This window comes from Citrobacter freundii complex sp. CFNIH9 (assembly GCF_002903305.1).
GTDB classification, from domain to species: domain Bacteria; phylum Pseudomonadota; class Gammaproteobacteria; order Enterobacterales; family Enterobacteriaceae; genus Citrobacter; species Citrobacter portucalensis.
Genome location: NZ_CP026241.1, coordinates 23727 through 45466 on the forward strand (window position 1 = coordinate 23727; position 21740 = coordinate 45466).

Sequence of the window (21740 nt, forward strand, 5' to 3'; positions counted from 1 at the left end):
TTCACCGGACACCTCCTGCATCATGCTGCGCCATATCGGGCGGAATGATTTCCACCTGCAGGCGCTTTCCGCTGGGTGCCGCCGTTACCCGCGCCGGCACCTGGCTTATGCCGAACCGGGCGGTCAGCACCCCGTTCTGGTCGAAGAAAATGCGGCTGTCGAGCTTCTCCGACGTCTGCGGAATGTTGCCCTGAACCAGAATGATGCGGGTGATCAGGGTGTCAGGCTTCTGTCGCTGTACCCACGCGAGCTGCTCCGCATCGTCGCCGTTGATAAACAGCAGGGTTTCGTTAAACGGCACCACATCAAGCGGATTAAAGACCTGCCCCGCCTGAGCAAACACGTTGCCCCTGTCGTCGGCAAGCGCCTTGTCCACCCGCACGCTCGGGTCAAACCAGCGCCGCTCGTAGCGCACCGCGCGGGTTATTCCCTCAACGGCAGGCGGGCGCTGGCTGTTGCGCACCACGCGCGCCTTAAACTCCGCCATCTTTTTGTCCATCTCGCCGGACTGCGCCAGCGTCTGCAGCCGGCTTTCGATAACGGTCAGCATATCCGGCTCCGCCACCGGCCAGAGATCGCCCCACGTCCCGAGGTCAGCGGCCGTCACGCTGCCGGTCAGCAGCGTCAGGCCCAGGGCAAGGGCGCGCATCACCCCCCCTCCTTCATCCGGCGGGCCACGTCAGTCTGGATTTCACGCGTGATATCCGGCGCCCCCTGCACCACGGCAGGTGCGACAAGGATGAGGGCACGATGGCGGACCTGCCAGTCCCTGAGGCTGGCCTCCAGTGACGCGTTAAAGCGGTCTGAAAGTGCTTTTGTCTGCGCCTCGTCCAGTGAACGGCGACCGGCGCTGTCAAAGAAGGCATCCACCGTGGATTTCATGTTGAAGGCCACAACCACAGGACGGTTAAGCTGGCAGACCAGCCAGCTGATGCCTGCGCCCGCAGCCAGCGTGCCGGCAATCAGCGCGGCGTTAATGAGTACGTGTTTTTTCATGAGATGGTCTTCCCTTCATGCTCGTGAAGCCAGCGCTCCAGCGCGGCCATTTCCGGCCCGGATTTTTTCCACGCCAGCTCCCAGACGGCTTCGTGAATACTCAGCCCTTCCCGGCGTCGCTGCTGCAGAAACTCAAAGTCCGGACCGTCCGAGGAGTACATTGCCCGGCTGAGCGGATCGACGAACAGGCGGTGCCAGGACGTCAGGTGCTCAACCGACAGCATAAAGCTGCTGAACCAGTTGTCCTTCGCGCTGCCAAAACCTTTAATCATGTCGCGCTGCAGCTGCGAATACTGGTCCGGGTACAGCTGGTTGTACTTGGCGAACTCTTTGGCGGACTGCTTGAGGATAATTTTGTAGGACGAGTTACCCCATGCCGCGCGGGCGGCGCTGGAGGCCGTTTCCGAGTCAAAATCGACGATGTTCTGCGTAATGGTGATGTACGAACCTGTATGGCGGCGGGCGGTACGGTAGCCCTTCTCGATAAACGCCCCGACCTTGTTGTTCTTGAAGTCCAGCAGGCGCCAGCCTTCGTCTATCACGTTGAGCTTCTTCAGGCTGCGCGGCGTGCGGTACATGCGGTTCTCAATGTAGAGAATGAGCGAGAACATCACCGCCACCAGGAGGGACGGCCTGTCCTCCAGTCCGCCGAGCTCAAGCACCACCATCCGGGCTTCGTCCTTCAGGGACGGTTCGTCGGAGTTGAAGTAGCTGCCGTACACCCCGTCGCGGGTGTACTGGGTCAGCAGTACCACCATCTCATCGAGGCGGCTGCGGATGGTTGGCGATCCGCTGTACTCCTCGCTGTCGCGGGCCATCATCAGGTAGTCCACCACGTCGTCAATGCGCGCCTGGTTTTTCTTCGTAAGCCAGGTGGCCTTCACCGCCTTGAGCAGCAGACCTTCGTGCACCTCGTCCAGGTTGCCGTTGGGGCTGGCCATCACGGACAGCTGGTCCCGCAGGCGTTCGGCCATCTCATCGATGGTATCGTCGGTGACGTTAGCGAACGGATTAAACTTCAGCGTCTCGCCGTCGAGGTAGACCCCGCCCATGTTCTCGCACAGGGACTTGTAGCCGTCGCCCATGTCGAACACCACGGCGAAGCCGCCGGAGTCGATAACGCTGCGTATCAGGGGCTGGATAAGCCCGGTTTTCCCTGCGCCGGAGGTGCCACACACCGCCATATTGAAGTTGGTGTTACCCATGCCGCGGCTGAACAGGTCGATAAACGCCAGCTGGTTGCGGTAGGTCGGTGCCAGCAGGCCGGAAGTGGCCAGCGGGCTGTCCGCCACCACCGGCATCAGATTGGCGACATTAAAGCTTTCGGCGCGCTGCAGCACGCCGGACTCGCGCAGCTGCTTAAAGAGGCCGCCGCCCGCCATAAACGGCAGATTCACGAGAAAATTGCGCATATGGTTAAAGCGCGGGGAAATCAGCTCGAAGCCATTTTTACGGAAGCTGTTCAGTACGTCCTGCTCGACCTTCAGCGCAGTTTCCTGGTCATCGCGGCAGAAGAGGGTCACGTTCAGAAAATAGCTCACCAGCGAGGACTGCCCGGACGACAGGCGCTGGCGCAGATCGCCCCACTCTTTTGCCTCCTGCGCCACGCCCGGGAAGAACTTGGCGTAGCTGGTCTTGGACTTCTTCTCAAGATCCATGAACTTCAGGTTGGCCTCGTTCTGCGCCTTTACCTGGTCTTCCACGCTAAGGACCAGCGTCAGGATAAACGGGCACGAAACGGACAGTTCCGGGTTGAGAAGGTTGCTGTAGTTGTCGGCCATATTCCAGAGGAAGGCCAGCTCCGGATTTTTGGTCAGCTGGAAGTTCATGATGCGCGCGGTGCTGTTGCGACCGTTACCGCGCAGCCCCAGCGTCATGTAGTCGGCCTTCACCTTCAGGTCAAAGGTATCGTCCACGCACTGGTAGTTCAGATCCTTGAGCGGGTCCAGTTCCCGTTCGGTGGGATACAGCGCATCCGGGTTGTGGTTAATCATTTCGCCCGCAATGCGGATAAAGGCATCCGCATCCACGCTGCGGGTGGCTATCTGCGCCCCCTGCAGCGAGGCGCGGATGATTTTGACCTGGTTTTCCATCTCCATCACGCTGGCCTTACTTCCGCGCTTACGGGGGACGCAGCAGGAGATGTACACCCGGTAGTTACGCAGGGTCAGCGGCAGGTTGAGGTGATCGGGCAGCGGGAACCCTTCTTCTGCGGCCCTGAGATAGTAGGCGCGGGTGATGGCGTTGAACGTATCAGCCTTTTCCCCCGTCCATGAGAGCTCGCGCAGGCCATACTCGATATCCTGACCCACCAGATGGCTGGACACCAGGTGAACGGCCACCGGCACCTCGCGGGGCAGCTTGGTGCGCATCAGGTTTTCCAGCGACGAAACGATAGTTTCGTTGGCGCCGTTGATGGGCTGCGCCTCGAGCATAAAGCCCATCGTCTTTTCGTTCATGAAGAGGCCGGTTTCCGCATCGTAGTCGCGGTACGGCAGCACGCGGCTAAACTGCGGGAAGCGCATCTGCCCGAGGACATCGTTCGCCTCAGAGGACGCATCGGGCATCTTCAGGGCCGTCAGCAGCGAGTTGACCGTGCGGGTGACGGAGTCCAGCGGATTACTCATGATCCCCCTCCTTTTTATTGTCGGCCGTTTTGACCGCTTCCGTCGCAGGGGCCGGGCGGCTGGCGGGGATACCGTAGCGAAAACGCACTGAGCGCATCTGACCGTACAGGCAGAAATACGGACGGCATCCCATAAGCAGCGCCGCCCCTGAAAACACAATGGCCATCACAATCCACAGCAACTTAAACGCACTCAGCGCCCCGTCAACATGACCGGCATATCCTTTAGCATCGGTGACGACGCTGCCCCGGTCATGGCAGACGGCAGAGGGAGCGTCATGCAGCGTGAGGCCGGAGGACTTGTTCTGCGGAGCAGGCGGTATAAAGGGTTGTAAAGGTTCATCACGGCAGACCGCAATACGAAACTCGCCACTGCTGACGTTATGCGTGACGGCCATAATTTCCTGCGCCATCGCCTCTCCGGGCGTGGTGTTATCCATCCACAAAAGCATGGCAACCAGCAGCATCAGCGTGGCGGCAGGCCAGATAATCAGATAGTGAAAAGCCCAGGCAAGCCATCTAAGGCAATACAGCAGGACGGACAGAAGCTTAAGCATCATTCCCTTTACCTCCGGGATTCAGCGGAAACCAGACGCTGCAGTTGTGTCTGATAGCCTCCGCCAGCCTCTCCCCGTCCTCTCCGCTGTACAGCGCTTTAATCCGGCTGACGTCAGACTTCGCCAGGAAAACCCTCATCTGCTGTTTTGTTACGCTCATACCTGAGCCTGCTTTACCCAGGAACAGACAGTGCCCACGCTGCCGTTGCATTATGTGTTGAGAAATCCCAGCCTTCCCGTCAAGGGCGGGAGCGCTCTGCTGAGACGCTGAAAGCCAGAAGTCGCGCTCTGCGGCATTAACACAGATGACACGCATCCCCATCGCCTCGCAGCAGGCCGCTATATCGTTAAGGTGGCGGGTCTTACCCGGACCGCTGTTACTGTTGGTTGTCATGATGTTCGTCTCCTGGTTTTTTGCCATCGTTCTGAATGTCTTTGCGCAATTCACACCAGTCGCGGAGTTGTCGTTCTGATAAAAAGGTCCGCATAACCTCAACGCTGATGGCTGTCTTACCGCTACCGGTTTTCCCCACGACCATCACATTGGTTTTTCTTCTTCCCATCGGTCACCTCAGATACTGTTTTTCTCGTATTTCCAGAACCCGCTGGCATTCCGTACAGGTACGTACGCCCGGGATGGCCTGCTGCCGCCTGAGGGGGATGCGATTGCCACAGCATTCGCACCGGTTGCGGCTTTTGCCCTGCAGGCAGGATCGCTGCCTCGCGGCCTGTATATGAAGCTGGTTCAGCAATTCGTCCTGCTCCTGCAGGAGATCGAGTTCGTCTGCCATCAACGCTCCCTGCTCACACTGTCCGGACACGCTACCGCCCATCCCTTTTTACGTTTCAGGGCACGCGTGATAACGACAGATTGTTAAAATGGGTGCCACACGCGGTGGCGGTTCAGGTTTCAGTTAACGCGTGGGGTTCCCCACGCTGAGGGTTTCACAACAAAAAACACCCGCGTCGGCTGGTGATAAACGTCCTGCGTATCGATATAGGGCGCGATCCACAGCCCGGCCGCCTTTTCACCGACGCGAAGCGGCCTCGGGTCCACGATGGACTCGCGCCCTGGCGGCGACACAGTAACCGGCGTGACCGTGGAGAGCGGCGCCCGTGAGGCTGAGTGCGGCTGCGGGCGGGGGAGAGTCGGTATACCCGTCAGAGGTGCATTCCTGGATGCGATGGCATGCACCGGTTCAGCCGGCAGCGTCAGGGGCTGCACGGACCGGGTCCGGAAATTACCCTCAGCCAGGCGCGGCAGCGATGTCGCACCCGGCTTTACCGCGCTGGCCTCCTCCAGTCGTTTGGCTTTCTCATTGGCCTGCTCGATGGTCATGCAGGTATCGGATGTCGTCGCGTTACACTCAAAATCGCTCGTTGTACCGGCACATCCCGACAGCGTCAGGAGACTGGCCAGTGTGAGCGCAACAGGCACTGTCTTGTTCATTTGCGGTTCCTTTACGTGGGGTTATTGTGAGTCGGCCTTCGGCATAAACTGGCTCTGGTTAAGCCTGCCCAGCTGGTTGAGCATCTGGTCGGTACTGAACCCGTTCATGCCGCCCTGCGGGACTGACGGCGGCGGAACCGGGCTGCGGTCGTCGCCCTCCGCTTTGCTTCTGTCATTCTCGTGCGCCAGCTCTTCAATGGTTTTCAGCTGAAAACCGTCCTGAAAGACAACGGTCACTTCGTTACCCGCCCCAATAGGAATGACGGGGTGGTACTGCTCTGCGCGTTTGATGTAGTAGTCGCTGAGGGTCTGGGCGGCTTTGGAGGCGCCTCCGCCAATCCCCATCTTCATCACGTCACCCGCGCCGAGTGATGCCGTGGCGCCGAGGCCGACCGAAGGCTGGGACGCGGTCTGCACGCCCTGACCGATGCCGTCAACAAATCCCGCGCCCCATGCCCAGCCGAGGATTTTGCCGTTTCGCATCACCACCTCGCCCTTGATGCCGTTTTTTCCCCGGAAGCTCACGTGCCCGGCAATGGGCTGGTCGATGGTGACGCCGTGCTTCAGGCAGCTGATGTTGCGGGTGCGTACGATGGCGCGTTCGCTGGACACGTCGCCCCAGGCTTCAAGCCCGATGAAGCAGCCGGTCAGGTCGTAGCTTTTGCTGTTGGGCATTTCCACCCTGCCCGTAATGCGCAGCTGCATCGGCACCGTGGACTCGTTACCGGTTACGGAGGCGTTGGCGTCAGCCCCCTCAATCAGCATCGATTTGGCGAAGCTGCCCGACGGGATGTACGGCAGGGACGGACCTTTACTCTCGTCGCTGTGGGCAAAAGACTGCCGGCGCAGCTGGTTGGGTACGGGGATGGGCTGGTACTGCACCTGCGCCGGCGGCGTGACGCCGTTACCAGGATAGAACGCGGTCGGCGGCGGGACGGCCCCCGTCTGCGGCGGGAAACCGGTCGGCTGCGGCTCACCTTCAGGCCCCGGCGCAGGCACTGGCGGCTGCGGGGCCGGCTCACCCGATGCGGTGACGGGTTTCGCCCCCAGCGCGCTGACCTGAGCGGAAAGCGCCGCATTATCCTGACTGAGTTTGTCAATCTGGTGCTGATAGCCTGCCTGCCCCTTGCTGAGCAGCTCAAGCTCGCGGCGCATTTCGGCATACTGCTTCTGCATCTCGGAGGCCGTAGCCTGCATCTCGGTCGTGGCATGCTGCTGCACCTTCTGGTCAAAGGTGCTGTCCACCACGCCGGTCATATCGGGCGCAGGCTCGCCGGCGGCTGCCGCATCGCTGCTGCCCTCGTAGCGTGCATCCGCCAGATACCAGCCGCCGCCGCCCACCACGCCCACGGTCGCCAGCACGATACCCAGCCAGATAAACTGCTTGCGCTTCACCACTGAATTAATGCTGGCCATCAGCCGCACCTCCGCTGCTGATAATGAAGACCTGCAGGGCGCCGCCCGCCATCAGCTGACGCGAGGCTTCACCAAACAGCACGCCGCGAATGCCGCTCTGCCAGAAGTCGCTTTCCGCGATGTTGCGGGCCATCCCGGTATTGTTGGTGACGCGATAGCGCACCACCTTAAGGTGATTACCCACCCAGACGCGCTCGGGGACTGCAGAAAGTCCGGCGGGAGCGTTGAGGGCTTCATGCGTAACGGGGATAGCCTGCCAGCCGGACGGAAGCTGCCCGCCCAGCAGATGCTGGCTCAGGGAAACCAGCGTGGCCTCGTAGGGGGAAGACTCTTCCCAGGTGCGCGCCGCTTCACCCGTACCGGACAGCTCGCTGACCAGCCGGATGGTTCGCCCCGCGCCCGCACGTGGCACGGCCTGTACCGAGAAGTTGAGGCCGCGTTCGGTTTCCAGAATGAACGTGAAAGGCTTTTTGTTGAGGGTGCTGACAATCACACCACCGCTTGCCGTCTGTTCCTGACGCGTCAGCTCACCGTCGAGGCTGGTCAGGGCCGTCACGCGGTCACCTGCGACTGTAAAAAGGTTCGGGTCGGTATTGCTGACCGCGATGCTGGCCTGTCCGCCGTTCGTCAACGGGACAATCGTGGCAGAAAGCGCAGCGGGTGCGGCGACCGTCTGACCGGAAGCGAGCATCAGCAACGCCAGCAGCGCACGGCGACTATTTTTGTTCATCGATGATTTCTCCGAAGTGACTGAGCCAGCTGATGCCGTCCTCGCGCTCGAACTTGAGAACGTACTGTTTCAGCTCGGGATACGGTTTCGAGTCGCCTATCCAGGTCTTCAACTGGCCGCGTACGTCCACGCGGCTGCTTGCCGGGTAAACCTTCACGCTGGTCATATAGAAAGACGAGTTAACGTTGTTGTCCTTAATGCGCTTCGCATCCTCAGCAAGCCGGATTTTCAGCTCGTTCTGCGCTGCGGGTTTGACATAGGACAGCAGCTGCTCATGAGAGGCATCAACGGTTTCCGGGGTAACATTGAGGCGAAGGGCGATAAGCGACAGGGCCATCTGTTGCAGGTAGGAGGCATCTGCCTGGTTCTGCGACACGGCAAACGGCGCGTTGAAAAGCATTGGCGTGACGATAGACTTCTGCTCATTCTGAAGGCGGTAGTTGTTGACGGCCTGAATAACATTGGTGGTGATGCTTCCCAGAATAACCACCCCCATGGCAATAAAGCCGATGGCAATAACCCGCTGTGTACTTAATCGTGCTCCGTGTTCCATCTGATTATTCCTGTCTATTTAATCCACTGGCGGTAGCATGAGTCGGGTACATCATGAAAAATCCCCCTCAGCAGTGAGGTCGGCATATACCAGTAGACCAGGTCCCGTAGCCATGAACTGCCCCGCCCTTTTTTGAGCTTTTTAATTCCGAGATAGGCCAGTACGGCAGCGATAATTCCGGGGATATAATGCTGGGTCCAGAATCCCCACCCCAGGCAGACAATCGCCGGAATAAGCTCATCCACAGGAAGGCCAAACCAGCGGCTCTGATTCGTCAGGGTTTCGGGAAAGCGATATTTTTTGAGAGATTCATCTGCCATATATGTTCCGTCTCCGGTACAGCTGGCAGTATGGAAATACCTGCCAGCCGGATTACAGGCAAAGCCCTCCCGTGAATGCTCGTGAAGGGCATTCAGAATTAAACCGGAATTTAATAGTCGGAAGTGGCTCTGAACGGCTGTCGCTGGATATCAGTATCCTGCGACAGACATACCTACCGTGACGAATACGGACAGGATCGCAAAGCCCGCCAGGAACTTGAGGTTCTTGGTCGTCATATACATCACGGCGCCCACCAGAACTTCGGCAAGAATAACCCACTTAACCACGCTGGAGTCTTTACCAAATGTTCCTTTAACGGTTGCATCGCCGCTGGACATCAGATCTTTACCCGCAGTCGAGGCAAGAACCGTATCAGGGAAAAACGCAGCAAGGGCTGCGACAGGCAGGGCAAACTTCAGCGCTTTGAGTAACGGGACTTTGCTGAATTTTTTCTTTGCAGGGGTCGCGGGTACAGCGTTAATAACAGACACATCAGTCATATTCATTAATCCTTTAATTACACCGGATAGATTTGTTGAAATAAAAATCCTAAGAAACTAATTTTGTGACTTGGGTTCAAGATTGTTTGGGATCACCTCCGCCATTTCAGAGTTATAGAAATCAGGGAATTTTTCCAGGTGGTCACGTAACCGAATCAGCGCTTCAGCTGATTTAGAACGACCACTTCTGTCCTTCGCCTTCAAAATAAGAAGATCGGTTTGTGGGTCAAGGTAGATCGACATAGTTACCGTTGGGCCACGAAGCCTGTGACGTCTAATCATGTTTTCCCTCTCAACATATTCCTGCGTCAGGATAGTGACACATTGAATACAATTTATTCAATACGCGAAAAATTCCACTATATTTTTTACATAAATTTAACATTCAAAACCTTAAGAACAACCATTCTCACCTTTCTGTATACGTCCATTCTCATGCAGTAGAATCTGAAGTCATCGTAATCAATAAAATATTTCGCAAGCTCACTCTTCACACTAGAAAGTCTGCTTGAAATTGCTTTTTCAGAGACACCTAAATATTGCGCCATCGTATGAAGTTGAAAACCAAGAATTGAAAAACATAACGTAATCATCTTTTTATTCGTCAACCCTGATATAAAAATATCAAAATCAAACTCATCATTTTTTATCCTATTCGAGGTATTGAATAAAGCTTGATAATCCGGGAAGTAATTAATAAACCATAAAGCATATAATTCTTTATTTACCATACGAATTTCAACACGTAACTGATAAAACTCACCATTCAAATTAAAAGTTCTACAAATAGCTGTATCAGGCCCCATAACAAAGGCCTCCAACTCAATTGTCGACAAATCAAGCTCAACTTCATCAGGATCAAAACTGACACCTGAAAAACACTTTGATAATGGGTGAAAGAAATCTAAATATGCATCATTTTTATATATGGGGTTTCTGGATTGATTCCGAATGCAAAAAGGCAAAGGTGAGTACTTATAGAGCGCATCAAAACGCTTCACAATATCATCTAATGATTGACTTGATTGGGAGAGATCTCTAGGATCGCGCGGGTGCATTGAAGCCTCCTCTGAAGGTTTCTGTGTATAGTCGGTACACCCGGGGGTCTAGCCCGGTGTACCGGCGACCCGCCAAACTGAATGGCGAGCATCAAATTTTACTTATGTCTGCATAAAATATATCAATTACTGACGCCAAAGTCACTCAAAAACAGCAGATCTAAATCCTATTTATCAAACATTTTCAGCTAATTATCTTGAGACTCTTCCTCCTGGGGGAAGAATTTTTCAACAATCTGTTGCACATCTTCACGTATACACGTAACCATATCCCTGAAATCAAATTTTTCATTTCCTGCGAGATGCGGACTCAGCGACTCCATCGCCAGGAGCTTGCTGACTATAAATTGAGTTTTCATTACATTTTCAAGAATAGTTTTATTATAGAGCGCCTGATTAAAGGAAGACTCTTTTCTTTCCATTTGCGCTTCATAGACCCGAAGACCAAGTTCGACCAGCATTGATGCAATGCTCGAAAAACTTACATCTTTATCTCTCGCTCCTTCAGCGCGACGTTTTTCAGCGATTACTCTTATTTTCTCTGACACTTCATCGCTTACATAGACCTGAACTCTGGCCATAATTTTCTCCTTATTTATAGTTCCAAAACTTCTGTACCTCAGAATATTTTGAAAAGCTAAAAATGCACGACTCGGCACAAACTCCCTGCCAGAAAACAGACGACTTGCATGCCGACACACACTGTAAAAATTCACGACTCGAATATAGACTCGCCGTAGTCATAACTCAATGGATTTATTAAAAATAGTCACAAATGACTCTGAGTAGAGTTTTTACCGAGTCGAATAGAACTCGCTACCGAGTCGTTTACACACATTAAAATAAATTATTTCACATTACTTTTTCACTAACTGCATGATTTGAATACCCAATCAGAAAAACTTTAATTTTGCGTGGGGTGTGGAGCTTTTGGTGGTGAGGAGTGCATATTAGTTGAGTCTGGGCATGGGATGGGTTAACGTATTTCCGGCATGGTGCCCGGAGGGAAGAAATGAAACGGATTGCTCTTACGTTTTTAATGTTGGCTTTTTCTGGAATGTTGAACGCTGCTGATTGTTTTGATCTGGCAGGAAGGGATTATCATATAGATCCGGATCTGCTTCGGGCAATCTCCTGGAATGAATCGAACTTCCGCACATACGTAAAAGGCTACAATCCTGTTTCGGGTTTTGGCTCCGGACTTATGCAGGTGGACTCCCAGCACTTTAACGAACTGGCTCGTTATGGAATAAAACCGGAGCATCTTCTTTCCGATCCGTGTATGAATATCTACACCGGGGCTTACTATCTTGCAATTGCATTCAAAAAGTGGGGAGTCAGCTGGCAGGCCGTGGGCGCTTATAATGCAGGTTTCAGGAAAACAGAAGAACAGGCGCAGAGAAGATATGTCTATGCCAGAAAAATTGAGGCAACATATCGGGCTATAAAGAATAATAAAAATGCAGCGCAGACTCTTGCAAAACAGTAAAAAGACCTCAACAGGAGGTCTTTTTATTCATCCAGTATTTATGTCGTCAATCAATAGCCCGATAAATTAAATCTGCTTCAGGGTGTTTTATGATACTGATGTAGTCTTTCAGTGCATCCTGACGAGCGACGAGGTGTTTACAGACTTTCGAATATTCAGGCCCCATATCTGCAACCTGCCAGGACAACCAGTTCATGATCATCAGGGTCGCAATAATTCCGGCAGCATCGGCACTGACCTCTGCTTCAAAGTAATTACCGGGAATAACCATGTTATAGCGCTGTTCACCTTCCGGTGCGATATATCCGGTTTGCGTCGTGGTGAATCTGACACAGTTCGGAGCAATGTTTCCTCCGGTGCCCTGCGGAATAATCCAGTAATTCCAGAAACCGCCATCATAATCTGAATGCTGACGTAACCAGCTGGCAATCATGTTATCAGCAGAAGGCGTAAAAAAGAGCGCAGGAATAAAATCCAGACGTTCATCACCATCTGTAACAGAGTAGCGCTGGCGTTCATCGATCTTAAATTGTTCGGCTGATTCACGAGTGGCGGTTTTGACGTTTAATGTGTGCATTCTGGTTTTCTCCTCATTGGGTTATTACATCGTTCGACTTCATCACTGAGCGGCGAAGGGCAATGAGCAGCTGACAGTAAGGAAATAAAGGGGCGCGCAGCGTTTATATACCCCTTTATTTCCTTACTGGCTGATGCTAAAAGCAGCCCTCCGCGAACTGATGAAATCGGGCGATAGTCACACCAGGAGAATGCACACATCCCGTAACGGAAAATCGGCGTAAGACGAATTACCGTTACGGGCTTCAGAGTGGGGGTAATTTATTACCGCCACGGTGAAAGCGGCGCATCCATTCGGGATGCAGCAAGCGTGAATTTGAATTTACGTCAGGATGGACGCCCGAAGGGCGGAGACGGTTTACCGGCTCCGTTCACGACAGCCGTGTCCCTTCAGGGACGACGCCCGGAAAAGAAAGGATAATATCCATATCCGCGGCAGAATAATAAAGACCATCGCCAGCAGGAGAATGAGGAATATTAACCACCTGACCAAAAGACAGGAGCTTCAGACTACCACGCGCCGGAATAATGCAGGCAGCGCGTCAGCGCAGCCTGCTTATTCTGCGCCGCAGGCGCGCGGCCTTTGATGCCACGAAAGGCAGGACACTCCCCTGCCCTTCTGGATAGCTATGCAGCGTCATTTATACAGCGCAAAAAGTCGCGCATGGCACTGATACGGCGCTGATCGTCCAGCCGCTTACCAAAGTTGTTGATGTAGTACACAGGCGTATACCGCACCCTGTTTAACTTCATCGTCAGCGTATTGCCCGTGACCACCTCGGCAGGAATACCCAGCAGGGAAAGCTGAATAAACGCCATATCGGCCGCAACAGAATCAATATCGATGCAGCTTCCGAACATATGTTCAGACGGGTTATAGCCCGCCTCCAGCAGATATTCCGCATACGCCACAATCATTCCCGCCGCACCGCTTGCCGGATCGCTGACGGTAACGAATCCCTCACGGCGTATCGTTTCGTCGACGTCCGGCATCAGCAGCCTCGCCAGCAGTGACTGGACGTGATACGGCGTGAAATACTGTCCGTTGCGGTCGTCGCCAAGCTCAAGCTCCATGAAGATCGCGCCGAGGAAGTCGTGGAATTTGGCCTCCAGTGCGCAGACCATCAGGCAGAAAAGCGTATGCAGGTTGCTGATATCACTCTCGCTGTACTTCGCGCAGATTTTGCGGCTCTGCTCAATATTCTCTGGCGTTCTTATCCGCGCCATATCCAGCTCGCTGGCGGCCAGCGTGATAAAGTCGCTGAACACCTCCCAGCGGCGCAGGCTGCGGGCGGTATCCCTGAACACGCTGATAAACTGGCGGCGGGCCTGGTCGATTGTCATCATCCGGTGCAGTATCGGCTGCGCATTCACGGTGGGCAATACGGGTTTAGCGGGTGTTAAGGGTGCGGCTTCTCTCGCCTGATCAAAGAAGCTGGCAAAACTGAGTTGAGACATATTTCCTCCTTAAATGCCGCCCCGTAAGGAGCGGCTCAGTTATCAGTTAAATGCCCGCTTCAGTTCGAGCGTGCGTAACACCTGCCCCCACTCACTCCCGCGCATGGCAGGAATACGAACGGCGCGCCCCTTCTTCCGGCAGTGCGCTATGTGACGGCCCAGCGCCCGCATTTCGGCGCTGATGTCGTCACGGTCGATATCACTGCGTTTAATACGCACCTGTTTTTTTACGGGTGCGTTTTCCGCCTCAAGCATCTGGACATACAGGGCGGTCGGTGTAACAATCGAAACTTCACTGAATTGCATTGGTTTGTTCCTTTTGGTGAAGGCCGGATTAATCGTTGCAAGCGGGTAAATCCGGCGGGATATGGCAGACGAAAGTCTGCCTTTTTCATTTCTGGCGCTGCACTCCCTCCTTAACGCGTGCCAGAATCTCCGCGTGGTCAAGGTTGCTGTAGTCGCACATCCGGTAATAACGGATACCGATCCGCGCGTAGATTTCGGTCACATTGCCGCAGACCATTTCCGCCAGCATGAAGGTTTCACACTCGCCGTTCTGACTGCTGCGCCAGTTCATCGGGTACATCAGCCCCAGCGCATCATGGAAGGCGTGTACGTCGATTTCGACGGACGCGGTCAGATATGACTTTTCGCGGCTCAGCCAGTACGCGCGTTCGGCCTCACTGGTCGCATAAATACCCGCTTCAGCGCAGGATTCGGTCAGATTTAAGTGCATGGTTTATCTCCTTCTGGTTAATGGCGTTGATATTTCGCCGTGGTGGTTATTCGTCGAACGTGATGCCGGAAAAATGCGCCATCAGGTGCAGCATGTCGGCAATCTCGTCGACTTTCTGCTGAATGGCTGGCGTGGCTTTCAGGATGCGCGTGACAGCGGTTCTGAGTTCGCCCATATAGCGGTTTGCAGACTCGCCCAGCGCCGTTTTGTCCGTATTGCTCTGGTACTTCATCAGGGCTTTACTGACGTGGTTTTGCAGGGTATCAAGTTCGCTGAGCGCGCTTTTCTCCCATGCGTCAAAGCTGAACGTACTGTTCGTGTTGCTGTTGCTCATAATGTTTCTCCGGTGTGACTGGCGGCATCCCCTGCCGCCAGCCGGTTAAGTAATCAGTAATCCGCCGCCAGCTCGATCATCAGGTCAGCACATTCACCATCGGCACGTTCTTCTTCCGCAGTCGTCAGCATGTAACCCCGTTTCGCTGCCGCCCCCATAAACGCCGGACGGTCTTTCAGTGGCAGTTCTGCCAGGTAATGCATAGCCATACCCAGCAGACGGGACTCATAAATCTCGTAGTGCAGGCCACATCCCCGGTTAGCCTGTATTTCCATACGGGCCAGCACCACGTCCGCGCGAATAACATCGAACGGGTTACGGGAATGGATATTGCGCACAAAGCCATCAGTACGCAGGGACGAGGTTTTCACCCATCTTTCGGAAGATTCTTTGGTGGCGGTTTTGACGTTGACGTTCTGTGTGTTCATCCTGCTTTTCCTCCTGTCTGGTGGTTTATCCATCTCTCGGTGAGTTCCCTGGCGGCAAAGGGCAAAGGAGCAACGGCGGGGCGGCAGGAGAAGGGCGGAGACTAAAGTTTTTGCGGTCCCTCGCAAAAAGTTTTGGCGGAGTGCATTTCACCCTTCGGATGACGACACGACGGTGCTACGACAAGCCCTCCGCCCGGGGACTTAACGGGAGAGGGCTCGCCAGAGGTACGGGGAGAGGATGAACACACCCGACACGGCGGAACGACGTGGCGTCACCTGAGTGCCGGCGGCTTTATCGCCGGCATGGTGAAAGCGGCGTGACCGGAACGGTCACTGCGAGCCGGTGTTGACGTTGCGACAGTGGGATGGAAGCCCGTCAGGGCGGAGACGGTTTACCGGCTCCGTTTACGACAGCCCCGGTTCCCGTCAGGGAGGTCGCCCGCAGTCATGGCCAGTGACCCCGTCAGACAGCAGGCAAATTTGAAAAGATGATACAGACAACTGCCACCATAATTCGCAGCGTTCGTTCTTCAGAGGTGATTCACAGCAGGAAATTACAAAGCGTGAGGACCATATAAAAGAGCAGTTATACCGCAGGCATAACCGCTCTTTTTACTTTCCTGCCCTCACGCTGGCGTATAGTTTGTTACCTTCGCCTCCAGTACACCCAGCCACTGACCAGAAGCAGAACACCGCTCAGCACCGCCAATTTCATCGGGGTTATGATCTCCCCAGAATTCCAGCTTGTATCCGATACCCCCAGATAAAAAACGCCAGACCTGAAGCCACAATTCCCCACTTAAGGAGAAACAAGAGCACGTTGTCCAGCATACCTGGCGGATCGCGCCAGGTGATAACCAGCGCAATCAGGGCACAGATTGCCACCCCGGCATAGTACGCCGTGCTTCCGAACATCTCCGGCGCCGCGTAATGTATGACCAGCGTAAACAGGCCATTTAACAGCGCGACCAGTATCCAGTATCTCATCTCTAAATTATCCCTTTTAAGCACCCTGCCGACCGTATTCTGGCAGGATATGATATCAGACTCAGTGAGGCGACTTTCCCCGAAAATAATCCGGTCGCACCGTCAGTTCCCGCTCAATGAGTTCATCTGCAAACAGGGGCGCGATCCTGTTAACACGACGCGCCAGATTCCGTCGCCGCGTGGCCGCCTTTCGCTCATCGCTCCAGCGCCTGATCGGCCGTTCATACAGAAAATCAACGCAGACAGCATATCCGGCTCCTGCCACCCACAGTGACATCACGGACTCAGGGGCTGGCTTCCCGGCCTCCACCACTTCTGACGCCAGTTCAGGTTCACCGGGACAGGGACCGGGACGCTTCCAGCGCAGCGAGTAACGCCACTTCATACCTGACTCCGCGCTGTCAGCTTGTTGGGTACCATCCAGCGCTCCAGCTGCCGGACAGATCCCGGACTTTCCCTTGCCAGCGCATTCGTTTCAGCCATCACCGTCCAGAAAGGCTGACTCTCCATCGTCCAGCGCTCCATTGGCTCCAGTGACGGGAAACGCTCGCTCCAGCGCCAGAACATCTCTTCCAGGTCGTACTGGCGCAGTTCAGTCCCCGACCAGCGTGCGCTCCAGCTGCTGACCGTTTCAGGCGTATGGAATGCCAGCTCAATCTCCGCCTGCCCCGCCAGCGCCTGGTACGCCTGCTCACGCTGGCACCGTTCTTTGTGACGCTGTCGGGTGTATTTTTCATCCCGCAGGGCGTCCTGACAGCGAACCCGCTCGGTCTGCTGAAAGGCCACCTCCGGAAAGAGGCGCTGACCCGCACCAACGGGAAGCGGCAGCCAGCAACGCGTCCCGCGACTTTCAATCAGCGCATCGATGGCACTGAGCCAGCTGTCCCTGCTGCCCCGCAGCTCCCGCGCCGTCAGCACCGGCGCAAAATGATGGATTTCCCTGATAGTGATGCGCGTGCTGCCCGTGAGCCGCCGGAAAAAGGCGCTGGCATACGGATACATCGTGGACACCGCGCCGCGCGACCGCCGGCGTTCAACCTCCGCGATGGCCTCCATCGCGGCGCGTCGCTCAGGGCTGAAGGGAACCAGTGACAGGTTTGCAGGTATCATGCCGCGCCCTCCGCTGCCAGAATACTGATGATGCTGGCCTGACTGTATCCGTCCGCATCGAGACGCGCCGTCAGGCTGACGGTGTGGCTGACAAGCTCCGGCTGGTAGCCGCTCAGGGTACGAATGACGGAGAACGGGCGACCGCTGGCGGGCACGAACACCACCATCCACGCCGGACTGATGGCACCAGGACTGCACACCGCAATATGGTAATTGCCGTGCGAGGGGGTAAAGCGTATCTGTACGGGGAAGAAGCCGCCGAACTCGCTGCGGTACTCGCCGTTCACATCCCAGTTTTCAGGGCAGGACAGGTCACGCATGACGGCGTGGGTCAGTTCGCGGCGGAAGTCTTCGCCGCTGTCCCGCCAGTCCTCAAACTCATCACAGGACATCGTTTTCAGTACATCGGGGGTCAGAATAGTGCGCATGGGTATCTCCTTATCGCCGCCCCGCAGGGCGGCGCTCCGTTATCAGGCGGCGTGTGCCGTGTTGGTGGTGTCGTTGTCAGGGCTGTCGGTATCTGAAGCCGCGTCGTCTGCACCGGATTCACCCGCTGACTCCGGTCCTTTGAGCCATGCCGGAACCCAGCGGGTGTGCTGCATAAAGTGCTCCGCATGCGCTGCAGCATCGCCCTTCTTCATCTTCTCCGCGTCACCCGCCGCGCCCGTCAGCCCCGCCTCTTTCAGGGAGGCGACAATCTGCGGATGTTTCAGGCTGCCGAAGTAGTTGTCCTTCGTCGGCTGCCACCAGTCGCGCAGGTGGAAGCCGATTGCCGCCTCGACCGCATCGAGGGTACTGCGCGAGGTGTGCCCCATATCGCGGGTCTGCACCCCGTCAACGGAACAGGCCGTGCAGAAGGCCATCAGCGACATCAACACCCCGCCGTCAAGGGCAAAGAAGGTGGTGAAGTCCTTCTCCCACCCTTCCGGCAGCAGGGCTTTCAGCCTTGCCCGTTCGGTCATCAGGATGTTAAACGCTGCGCCATCCTTACCGGACGGGGCGTTCTCCGTCAGGCTGCCGTGAGATACAGTGAGGCTGATACGGAACGGATGCGTCGTGGTCAGGCAGCCCGAGAAGACGCAGGTACACATGCGCCAGACCATCAGCGCCACCGCCTTTTCGGGCTGCTGCATCAGCGCCGCCTGGACTGCCAGCGTACGTTCGGAGGTCATTTTCGTGAGCAGCGGAACACTGATCCCCTCTGCGGCGTCGGGCTGGCGTGAGGTGAATGGCACCGTTACGCTGCTGGTTACGGTTTCTTCAGGCATATCCGCTTTCAGGCGCACACCGCGCTGCACGTACACCTGCCCTTCGTACAGGCTGACCATCACTCCCGCGCCTGACTTCATGTCGTCAGTCCACGCGCTGGCTTCTGCCGCCGCCTGAATGGCGAGGATGTCCGCTTCGATCGCATCTGACTCGTCGCAAACGCTGTCATATGTATCGTACTGCTCCCGCAGCGCACCAAGACGCTGCTGCTGCTCAGGGGTGTACACCGGATCGGGTTCAGCAGGCTGCACGAACTCCTTACCGTCTTCGCCGTGGTACCAGATGCGGGCTGCGCGTCCGCGACTCCATGCCCAGCCCTCCCGCTGCTGAATGTCCTGCGCGATACGCTCCAGCTTTTCCTGCACCAGACGCTCAACCAGCACGCTGTCAGCCGTACCGTCGCCCTCGTCCTGGCTGAACAGATCTTCACGGATGTAACCCCCTGCCGCCTCGTAGGCATCGCGCCCGATAAAACGAAATTTGGCGTTGTCGGTGCGCATCTCGGTTTCGGTAATAGCGCGTTTAATCAGGTGTGCGGGCGCGTTTGACCAGCTGGCCTTCACGTTTTCGAATACCTCGACCTGACGGGCAGGATCGTCCTCGAGACAGAGCGCCTGACACTGCTCAACGGTCAGTTCGTCCTGTGCAAGCTTCTCCATCAGGGAGGGGGCGAGGTTTGCCAGCTTCAGCATGCGCTGCACGTGACGGGAGCCGAAGCCGAGCGCGTCGCCAATCTGCGCGGGGGTTTTGCCCTGCCCTGCCAGCGTACGGAAACCTGCAATCTGCTCGGCGGGATGCATGGCGGCGCGCTGCTCGTTCTCGGCGACGGAGGCAAGGGCGGCAATGTCGTCGGAAACACGCTTCACCATAACGGTATGGTCAGCAGCGAGACGCCCTTCCTGCGCCAGCAGTTGCAGGGCAGTTAATCGGCGGCCACCTGCGGCCACGCCGGATTGTCCGTCCGCGAGGGTGTGAACAATAAGGTTCTGCAGCAGTCCGAGCGTCTCGATGGAGTCGGCCAGACCGCGAACGCTGTCCACGGAATAGGGGATGGAGCGCACGTTCAGCGGGGATTTAACGAGATCGGACAGCGGAACGTACTCGACCGCAGCGGCCTCAAGGGCGATCTTCAGGGCAGCCTCCTGTGCCTTCGTAATTTTTTTGCTGCTCGCTTTTTTGGGTGCTTTTGCTTTAACATCGGTTACTGACATAGTTGATACCTCACTGATTGATGATTGTCCGGCCCTGCGGAGTTACCGCTCCGGCAGGGCACCTTCTTATTTACTGCTGTTTACGAATACCGTAACGTTCGATGTAACGGTTGAGCCATTTCCCGGCATCCGCTTCAAAATTCCACGCGCGCCAGACCATTACGCCGTTCTGACGAACGACCAGACGAAAATGTGTACCCTGATCGTCCTCAATTGCCACGTTGGTGTACTGCGCCGCAACGACCTCAGCCTGTTCGCGGGTAAAGGTGTCGTCGGGTAAAACCGCCAGCGCCTCGCTCATGTTGCCCCTCCTTCTGAACCTGTTTTGCTTTTAAAAAACCATCACCCATTGAGTTGCCGGGGCCGCGGTTTTGACGTTTTGCGGGGACCTGCTGAACGCCCCCGCTGGTTGTTACCTTCACCCGTTTGAGAGCCGTTCGCCGCAGGGGCGTAAACCAGCGCGGGCGATGGCGGATGTCCGGGGCGCGGTTTACCGCGTGCCATTTACCCTGGACAGCTGACAGCGGCTGTGCTTGTCTCAGCCCCGGCGAAAGGACTCAAAAGGGTGAAAAAACCAGGCAAGGAATGAGCAGGAACCCGCCGCAACGACGGAAAGCGCGGGCGCGAAACGGCGTTGCCCCTTACAGCCCGGCGGCCGTTGATTTTCGCCGGGGTGCAGGGAGCGCAGACCACGGCGCGACAGAGGCGGCGCATCCTGATAAGGATGCTGCAAGCCCTGGTGTTGCGTCATGGGATGGAAGCCCGAAGGGCGGAGACGGTTTACCGGCTCCGTTCACGACAGCCCGCCCGGACGCCCGCAATGAAAACGGGAACGGGCAGAAAACAGAAAACGGGAGGATAAGAATGGATTACATGCGGCTAAAATGATGGCTGACGATCATCCAGCTTGATGCCAGCCGGGAACATCAGGAGCGAAAATGCTTTTCTTTTCTGTACTGCACAACGCTATACCAGGCCGAAGCCAGGAAAGCAAAAACGGTGATCAGCACTCTTAATTCGTCCCCCGGTTCCTTCCCCTTCAGCATCAACATTATGATGATGCCGGCAACGATAATCCATGCAACGCCACTCCAGAGACGCAGTTTATCCGCCGCGACATTAATCAGGATAAAAGCAACGGCCAAGATTCCCCCCCATAGAGCCGGTACAGGCTGAAACGGAATAAACAACAGGTTAATACCGGTTAAAAGAGTCACGGCTGCAAACATCAGAGAAATACGCATAAAATATCCTCCCTGGACACACTGATGATAAGAATCACTTCTGCTGCTCATCTCCGGGTTTATGATATTCGGGCGCATTTGCGCGCGGCAGCTGCTGACTGTTCTGCCGATGAACGTCAAGCCGTTCACGGAAATACTGGCGAAGATGTTCAGGCTGTTCCCGTTCAGCCAGCTCCGGCACCACGGGCCTGTTCATCCTTTCCTGCCAGGCAACGGCAGCGGCGGCTTTATCGACCGAGACCTTATCCTGATCTTCTTTTGAGAAAGAGGCGATATTCCACTTCGACATATGCATCACCGGTCTGCTTTACAGGAAGATATCCCTGATAATACGCACATTCCCGGGCAACAGCGACTGACAATGGAGAGGAGAGTGCGCGGCGCCGCAGGCGCGGCGAAGTTTCTCTCCGGCAGGCGCAGCCTGCCCGGGTTTTCGCGCGGGCTGACAGGCGCCCTCCGGCCGGACGCCTGCCATCATGTTTACTGGCCGTATCCGTCCTGTCGTATAAACTGGCCGCAAAGGTAAACAGCGCTCTGACAGGTCATGTAGTAACATATTTCGTCGATCACCTGTTCTGTCCGAAGCGCCGACTGCCCATTCTCGCGGCGGCGGGCATTAATAAGCGCTTTGTACTGTCGCAGGATCTCGCGGGTTTCCGTTGCAAGTTTCATACGTTTTATCCTTAACCGG

Annotated in this window: 32 protein-coding genes and 1 pseudogene; 2 read left to right on the forward strand and 31 right to left on the reverse strand. The window is 55.9% G+C overall.

Annotation, left to right across the window (positions count from 1 at the left end; genetic code table 11):
• Position 1: 1 nt before the first annotated feature.
• The 16 genes from traW to traM all read right to left on the reverse strand — a co-directional run bounded on the left by traW (position 2) and on the right by traM (position 10788).
• Entirely contained in the window at positions 2–649 is a 648-nt protein-coding gene (gene traW, locus C2U43_RS26090; protein ID WP_008324132.1) for a type-F conjugative transfer system protein TraW, read from the reverse strand.
• On the reverse strand, positions 649–996 hold the full coding sequence (gene trbI / locus C2U43_RS26095) for a type-F conjugative transfer system protein TrbI (RefSeq protein WP_008324133.1): 348 nt from the start codon (positions 994–996) through the stop codon (positions 649–651). The genes traW and trbI overlap by 1 nt, the downstream gene beginning before the upstream one ends.
• Positions 993–3623: a type IV secretion system protein TraC gene (traC, locus tag C2U43_RS26100; protein WP_008324134.1), complete on the reverse strand. Its 2631-nt coding sequence runs from the start codon at positions 3621–3623 to the stop codon at positions 993–995. The genes trbI and traC overlap by 4 nt, the downstream gene beginning before the upstream one ends.
• Entirely contained in the window at positions 3616–4182 is a 567-nt protein-coding gene (gene traP, locus C2U43_RS26105; RefSeq protein WP_008324135.1) for a conjugal transfer pilus-stabilizing protein TraP, read from the reverse strand. Before traP ends, traC begins: the two co-directional genes overlap by 8 nt.
• Complete coding sequence (locus C2U43_RS26110; protein ID WP_008324137.1) at positions 4172–4573, reverse strand: hypothetical protein; 402 nt, start codon at positions 4571–4573, stop codon at positions 4172–4174. The genes traP and C2U43_RS26110 overlap by 11 nt, the downstream gene beginning before the upstream one ends.
• On the reverse strand, positions 4557–4742 hold the full coding sequence (locus C2U43_RS26115) for a hypothetical protein (RefSeq protein WP_022652254.1): 186 nt from the start codon (positions 4740–4742) through the stop codon (positions 4557–4559). Before C2U43_RS26115 ends, C2U43_RS26110 begins: the two co-directional genes overlap by 17 nt.
• Positions 4743–4745: 3 nt before the next feature.
• Positions 4746–4970, reverse strand: a complete 225-nt coding sequence (locus C2U43_RS26120; RefSeq protein WP_008324141.1) for a TraR/DksA C4-type zinc finger protein — start codon at positions 4968–4970, stop codon at positions 4746–4748.
• A gap of 119 nt (positions 4971–5089) precedes the next feature.
• Positions 5090–5629 (reverse strand): type IV conjugative transfer system lipoprotein TraV, encoded by a 540-nt coding sequence (gene traV, locus C2U43_RS26125; RefSeq protein WP_008324154.1) that lies wholly within the window; start codon positions 5627–5629, stop codon positions 5090–5092.
• Between the two features lie 21 nt (positions 5630–5650).
• Positions 5651–7045, reverse strand: coding sequence for an F-type conjugal transfer pilus assembly protein TraB (gene traB, locus C2U43_RS26130; RefSeq protein ID WP_008324156.1), 1395 nt, complete (start codon positions 7043–7045; stop codon positions 5651–5653).
• On the reverse strand, positions 7032–7775 hold the full coding sequence (gene traK / locus C2U43_RS26135; protein ID WP_008324157.1) for a type-F conjugative transfer system secretin TraK: 744 nt from the start codon (positions 7773–7775) through the stop codon (positions 7032–7034). Before traK ends, traB begins: the two co-directional genes overlap by 14 nt.
• Complete coding sequence (gene traE / locus C2U43_RS26140) at positions 7762–8328, reverse strand: type IV conjugative transfer system protein TraE (protein ID WP_008324158.1); 567 nt, start codon at positions 8326–8328, stop codon at positions 7762–7764. The genes traK and traE overlap by 14 nt, the downstream gene beginning before the upstream one ends.
• Positions 8329–8342: 14 nt before the next feature.
• Positions 8343–8648 carry a type IV conjugative transfer system protein TraL gene (gene traL / locus C2U43_RS26145; protein WP_008324160.1) on the reverse strand — a complete coding sequence of 102 codons (306 nt, stop codon included), beginning with the start codon at positions 8646–8648 and terminating at the stop codon, positions 8343–8345.
• Positions 8649–8798: 150 nt separating this feature from the next.
• Positions 8799–9149, reverse strand: coding sequence for a type IV conjugative transfer system pilin TraA (gene traA, locus C2U43_RS26150; RefSeq protein ID WP_008324162.1), 351 nt, complete (start codon positions 9147–9149; stop codon positions 8799–8801).
• Between the two features lie 57 nt (positions 9150–9206).
• Positions 9207–9431 carry a TraY domain-containing protein gene (locus C2U43_RS26155; protein ID WP_008324165.1) on the reverse strand — a complete coding sequence of 75 codons (225 nt, stop codon included), beginning with the start codon at positions 9429–9431 and terminating at the stop codon, positions 9207–9209.
• Positions 9432–9517: 86 nt separating this feature from the next.
• Entirely contained in the window at positions 9518–10207 is a 690-nt protein-coding gene (locus C2U43_RS26160) for a hypothetical protein (protein ID WP_008324166.1), read from the reverse strand.
• A gap of 188 nt (positions 10208–10395) precedes the next feature.
• Complete coding sequence (traM, locus tag C2U43_RS26165; protein WP_008324167.1) at positions 10396–10788, reverse strand: conjugal transfer relaxosome DNA-binding protein TraM; 393 nt, start codon at positions 10786–10788, stop codon at positions 10396–10398.
• Positions 10789–11219: 431 nt separating this feature from the next.
• On the opposite strand from traM, the gene C2U43_RS26170 reads away from it, so the two are divergent.
• Positions 11220–11696 (forward strand): transglycosylase SLT domain-containing protein, encoded by a 477-nt coding sequence (locus C2U43_RS26170; protein ID WP_008324168.1) that lies wholly within the window; start codon positions 11220–11222, stop codon positions 11694–11696.
• 46 nt (positions 11697–11742) lie between these two features.
• Here C2U43_RS26170 and C2U43_RS26175 read toward each other — a convergent pair whose 3' ends face one another.
• From C2U43_RS26175 to C2U43_RS26230, 12 genes are all read right to left on the reverse strand, one after another.
• Positions 11743–12273, reverse strand: coding sequence for an antirestriction protein (locus tag C2U43_RS26175; protein ID WP_008324170.1), 531 nt, complete (start codon positions 12271–12273; stop codon positions 11743–11745).
• Positions 12274–12899: 626 nt separating this feature from the next.
• Positions 12900–13616 (reverse strand): N-6 DNA methylase, encoded by a 717-nt coding sequence (locus C2U43_RS26180; protein ID WP_369700117.1) that lies wholly within the window; start codon positions 13614–13616, stop codon positions 12900–12902.
• A 156-nt stretch (positions 13617–13772) separates the two neighbouring features.
• Positions 13773–14036, reverse strand: coding sequence for a hypothetical protein (locus tag C2U43_RS26185; RefSeq protein WP_008324174.1), 264 nt, complete (start codon positions 14034–14036; stop codon positions 13773–13775).
• Between the two features lie 85 nt (positions 14037–14121).
• Positions 14122–14466, reverse strand: coding sequence for a hypothetical protein (locus C2U43_RS26190; RefSeq protein ID WP_022652252.1), 345 nt, complete (start codon positions 14464–14466; stop codon positions 14122–14124).
• 46 nt (positions 14467–14512) lie between these two features.
• Positions 14513–14800: a hypothetical protein gene (locus C2U43_RS26195; RefSeq protein ID WP_008324178.1), complete on the reverse strand. Its 288-nt coding sequence runs from the start codon at positions 14798–14800 to the stop codon at positions 14513–14515.
• A gap of 53 nt (positions 14801–14853) precedes the next feature.
• Positions 14854–15228, reverse strand: coding sequence for a hypothetical protein (locus tag C2U43_RS26200; protein WP_008324180.1), 375 nt, complete (start codon positions 15226–15228; stop codon positions 14854–14856).
• Positions 15229–15948: 720 nt separating this feature from the next.
• Positions 15949–16215, reverse strand: coding sequence for a hypothetical protein (locus C2U43_RS26205; RefSeq protein ID WP_022652251.1), 267 nt, complete (start codon positions 16213–16215; stop codon positions 15949–15951).
• A gap of 61 nt (positions 16216–16276) precedes the next feature.
• Positions 16277–16600 (reverse strand): hypothetical protein, encoded by a 324-nt coding sequence (locus C2U43_RS26210; RefSeq protein ID WP_008324183.1) that lies wholly within the window; start codon positions 16598–16600, stop codon positions 16277–16279.
• Entirely contained in the window at positions 16597–17325 is a 729-nt protein-coding gene (locus tag C2U43_RS26215) for a plasmid SOS inhibition protein A (RefSeq protein ID WP_008324185.1), read from the reverse strand. The genes C2U43_RS26210 and C2U43_RS26215 overlap by 4 nt, the downstream gene beginning before the upstream one ends.
• Positions 17322–17753: a conjugation system SOS inhibitor PsiB gene (psiB, locus tag C2U43_RS26220; protein ID WP_008324186.1), complete on the reverse strand. Its 432-nt coding sequence runs from the start codon at positions 17751–17753 to the stop codon at positions 17322–17324. The genes C2U43_RS26215 and psiB overlap by 4 nt, the downstream gene beginning before the upstream one ends.
• Before the next feature lie 42 nt (positions 17754–17795).
• Positions 17796–19805 carry a ParB/RepB/Spo0J family partition protein gene (locus C2U43_RS26225; protein WP_008324188.1) on the reverse strand — a complete coding sequence of 670 codons (2010 nt, stop codon included), beginning with the start codon at positions 19803–19805 and terminating at the stop codon, positions 17796–17798.
• 70 nt (positions 19806–19875) lie between these two features.
• Positions 19876–20106: a DUF905 domain-containing protein gene (locus C2U43_RS26230; RefSeq protein ID WP_008324190.1), complete on the reverse strand. Its 231-nt coding sequence runs from the start codon at positions 20104–20106 to the stop codon at positions 19876–19878.
• A 284-nt stretch (positions 20107–20390) separates the two neighbouring features.
• Here C2U43_RS26230 and C2U43_RS30275 point away from each other — a divergent pair.
• A pseudogene (locus C2U43_RS30275) lies at positions 20391–20614 on the forward strand (hypothetical protein); the annotation flags it as partial.
• 117 nt (positions 20615–20731) lie between these two features.
• Here the strand turns inward: C2U43_RS30275 and C2U43_RS26240 are convergent.
• The 3 genes from C2U43_RS26240 to C2U43_RS26250 all read right to left on the reverse strand — a co-directional run bounded on the left by C2U43_RS26240 (position 20732) and on the right by C2U43_RS26250 (position 21721).
• The gene (locus C2U43_RS26240; protein WP_022652250.1) at positions 20732–21049 is read right to left on the reverse strand and encodes a hypothetical protein; all 318 of its coding nucleotides are present in this window, start codon (positions 21047–21049) and stop codon (positions 20732–20734) included.
• A gap of 34 nt (positions 21050–21083) precedes the next feature.
• A complete protein-coding gene (locus C2U43_RS26245; protein WP_072200699.1) occupies positions 21084–21338 on the reverse strand; it encodes a DNA polymerase III subunit theta in 255 nt (84 codons plus the stop codon).
• A 191-nt stretch (positions 21339–21529) separates the two neighbouring features.
• Positions 21530–21721, reverse strand: coding sequence for a hypothetical protein (locus C2U43_RS26250; RefSeq protein WP_022652248.1), 192 nt, complete (start codon positions 21719–21721; stop codon positions 21530–21532).
• Positions 21722–21740 lie beyond the last annotated feature (19 nt).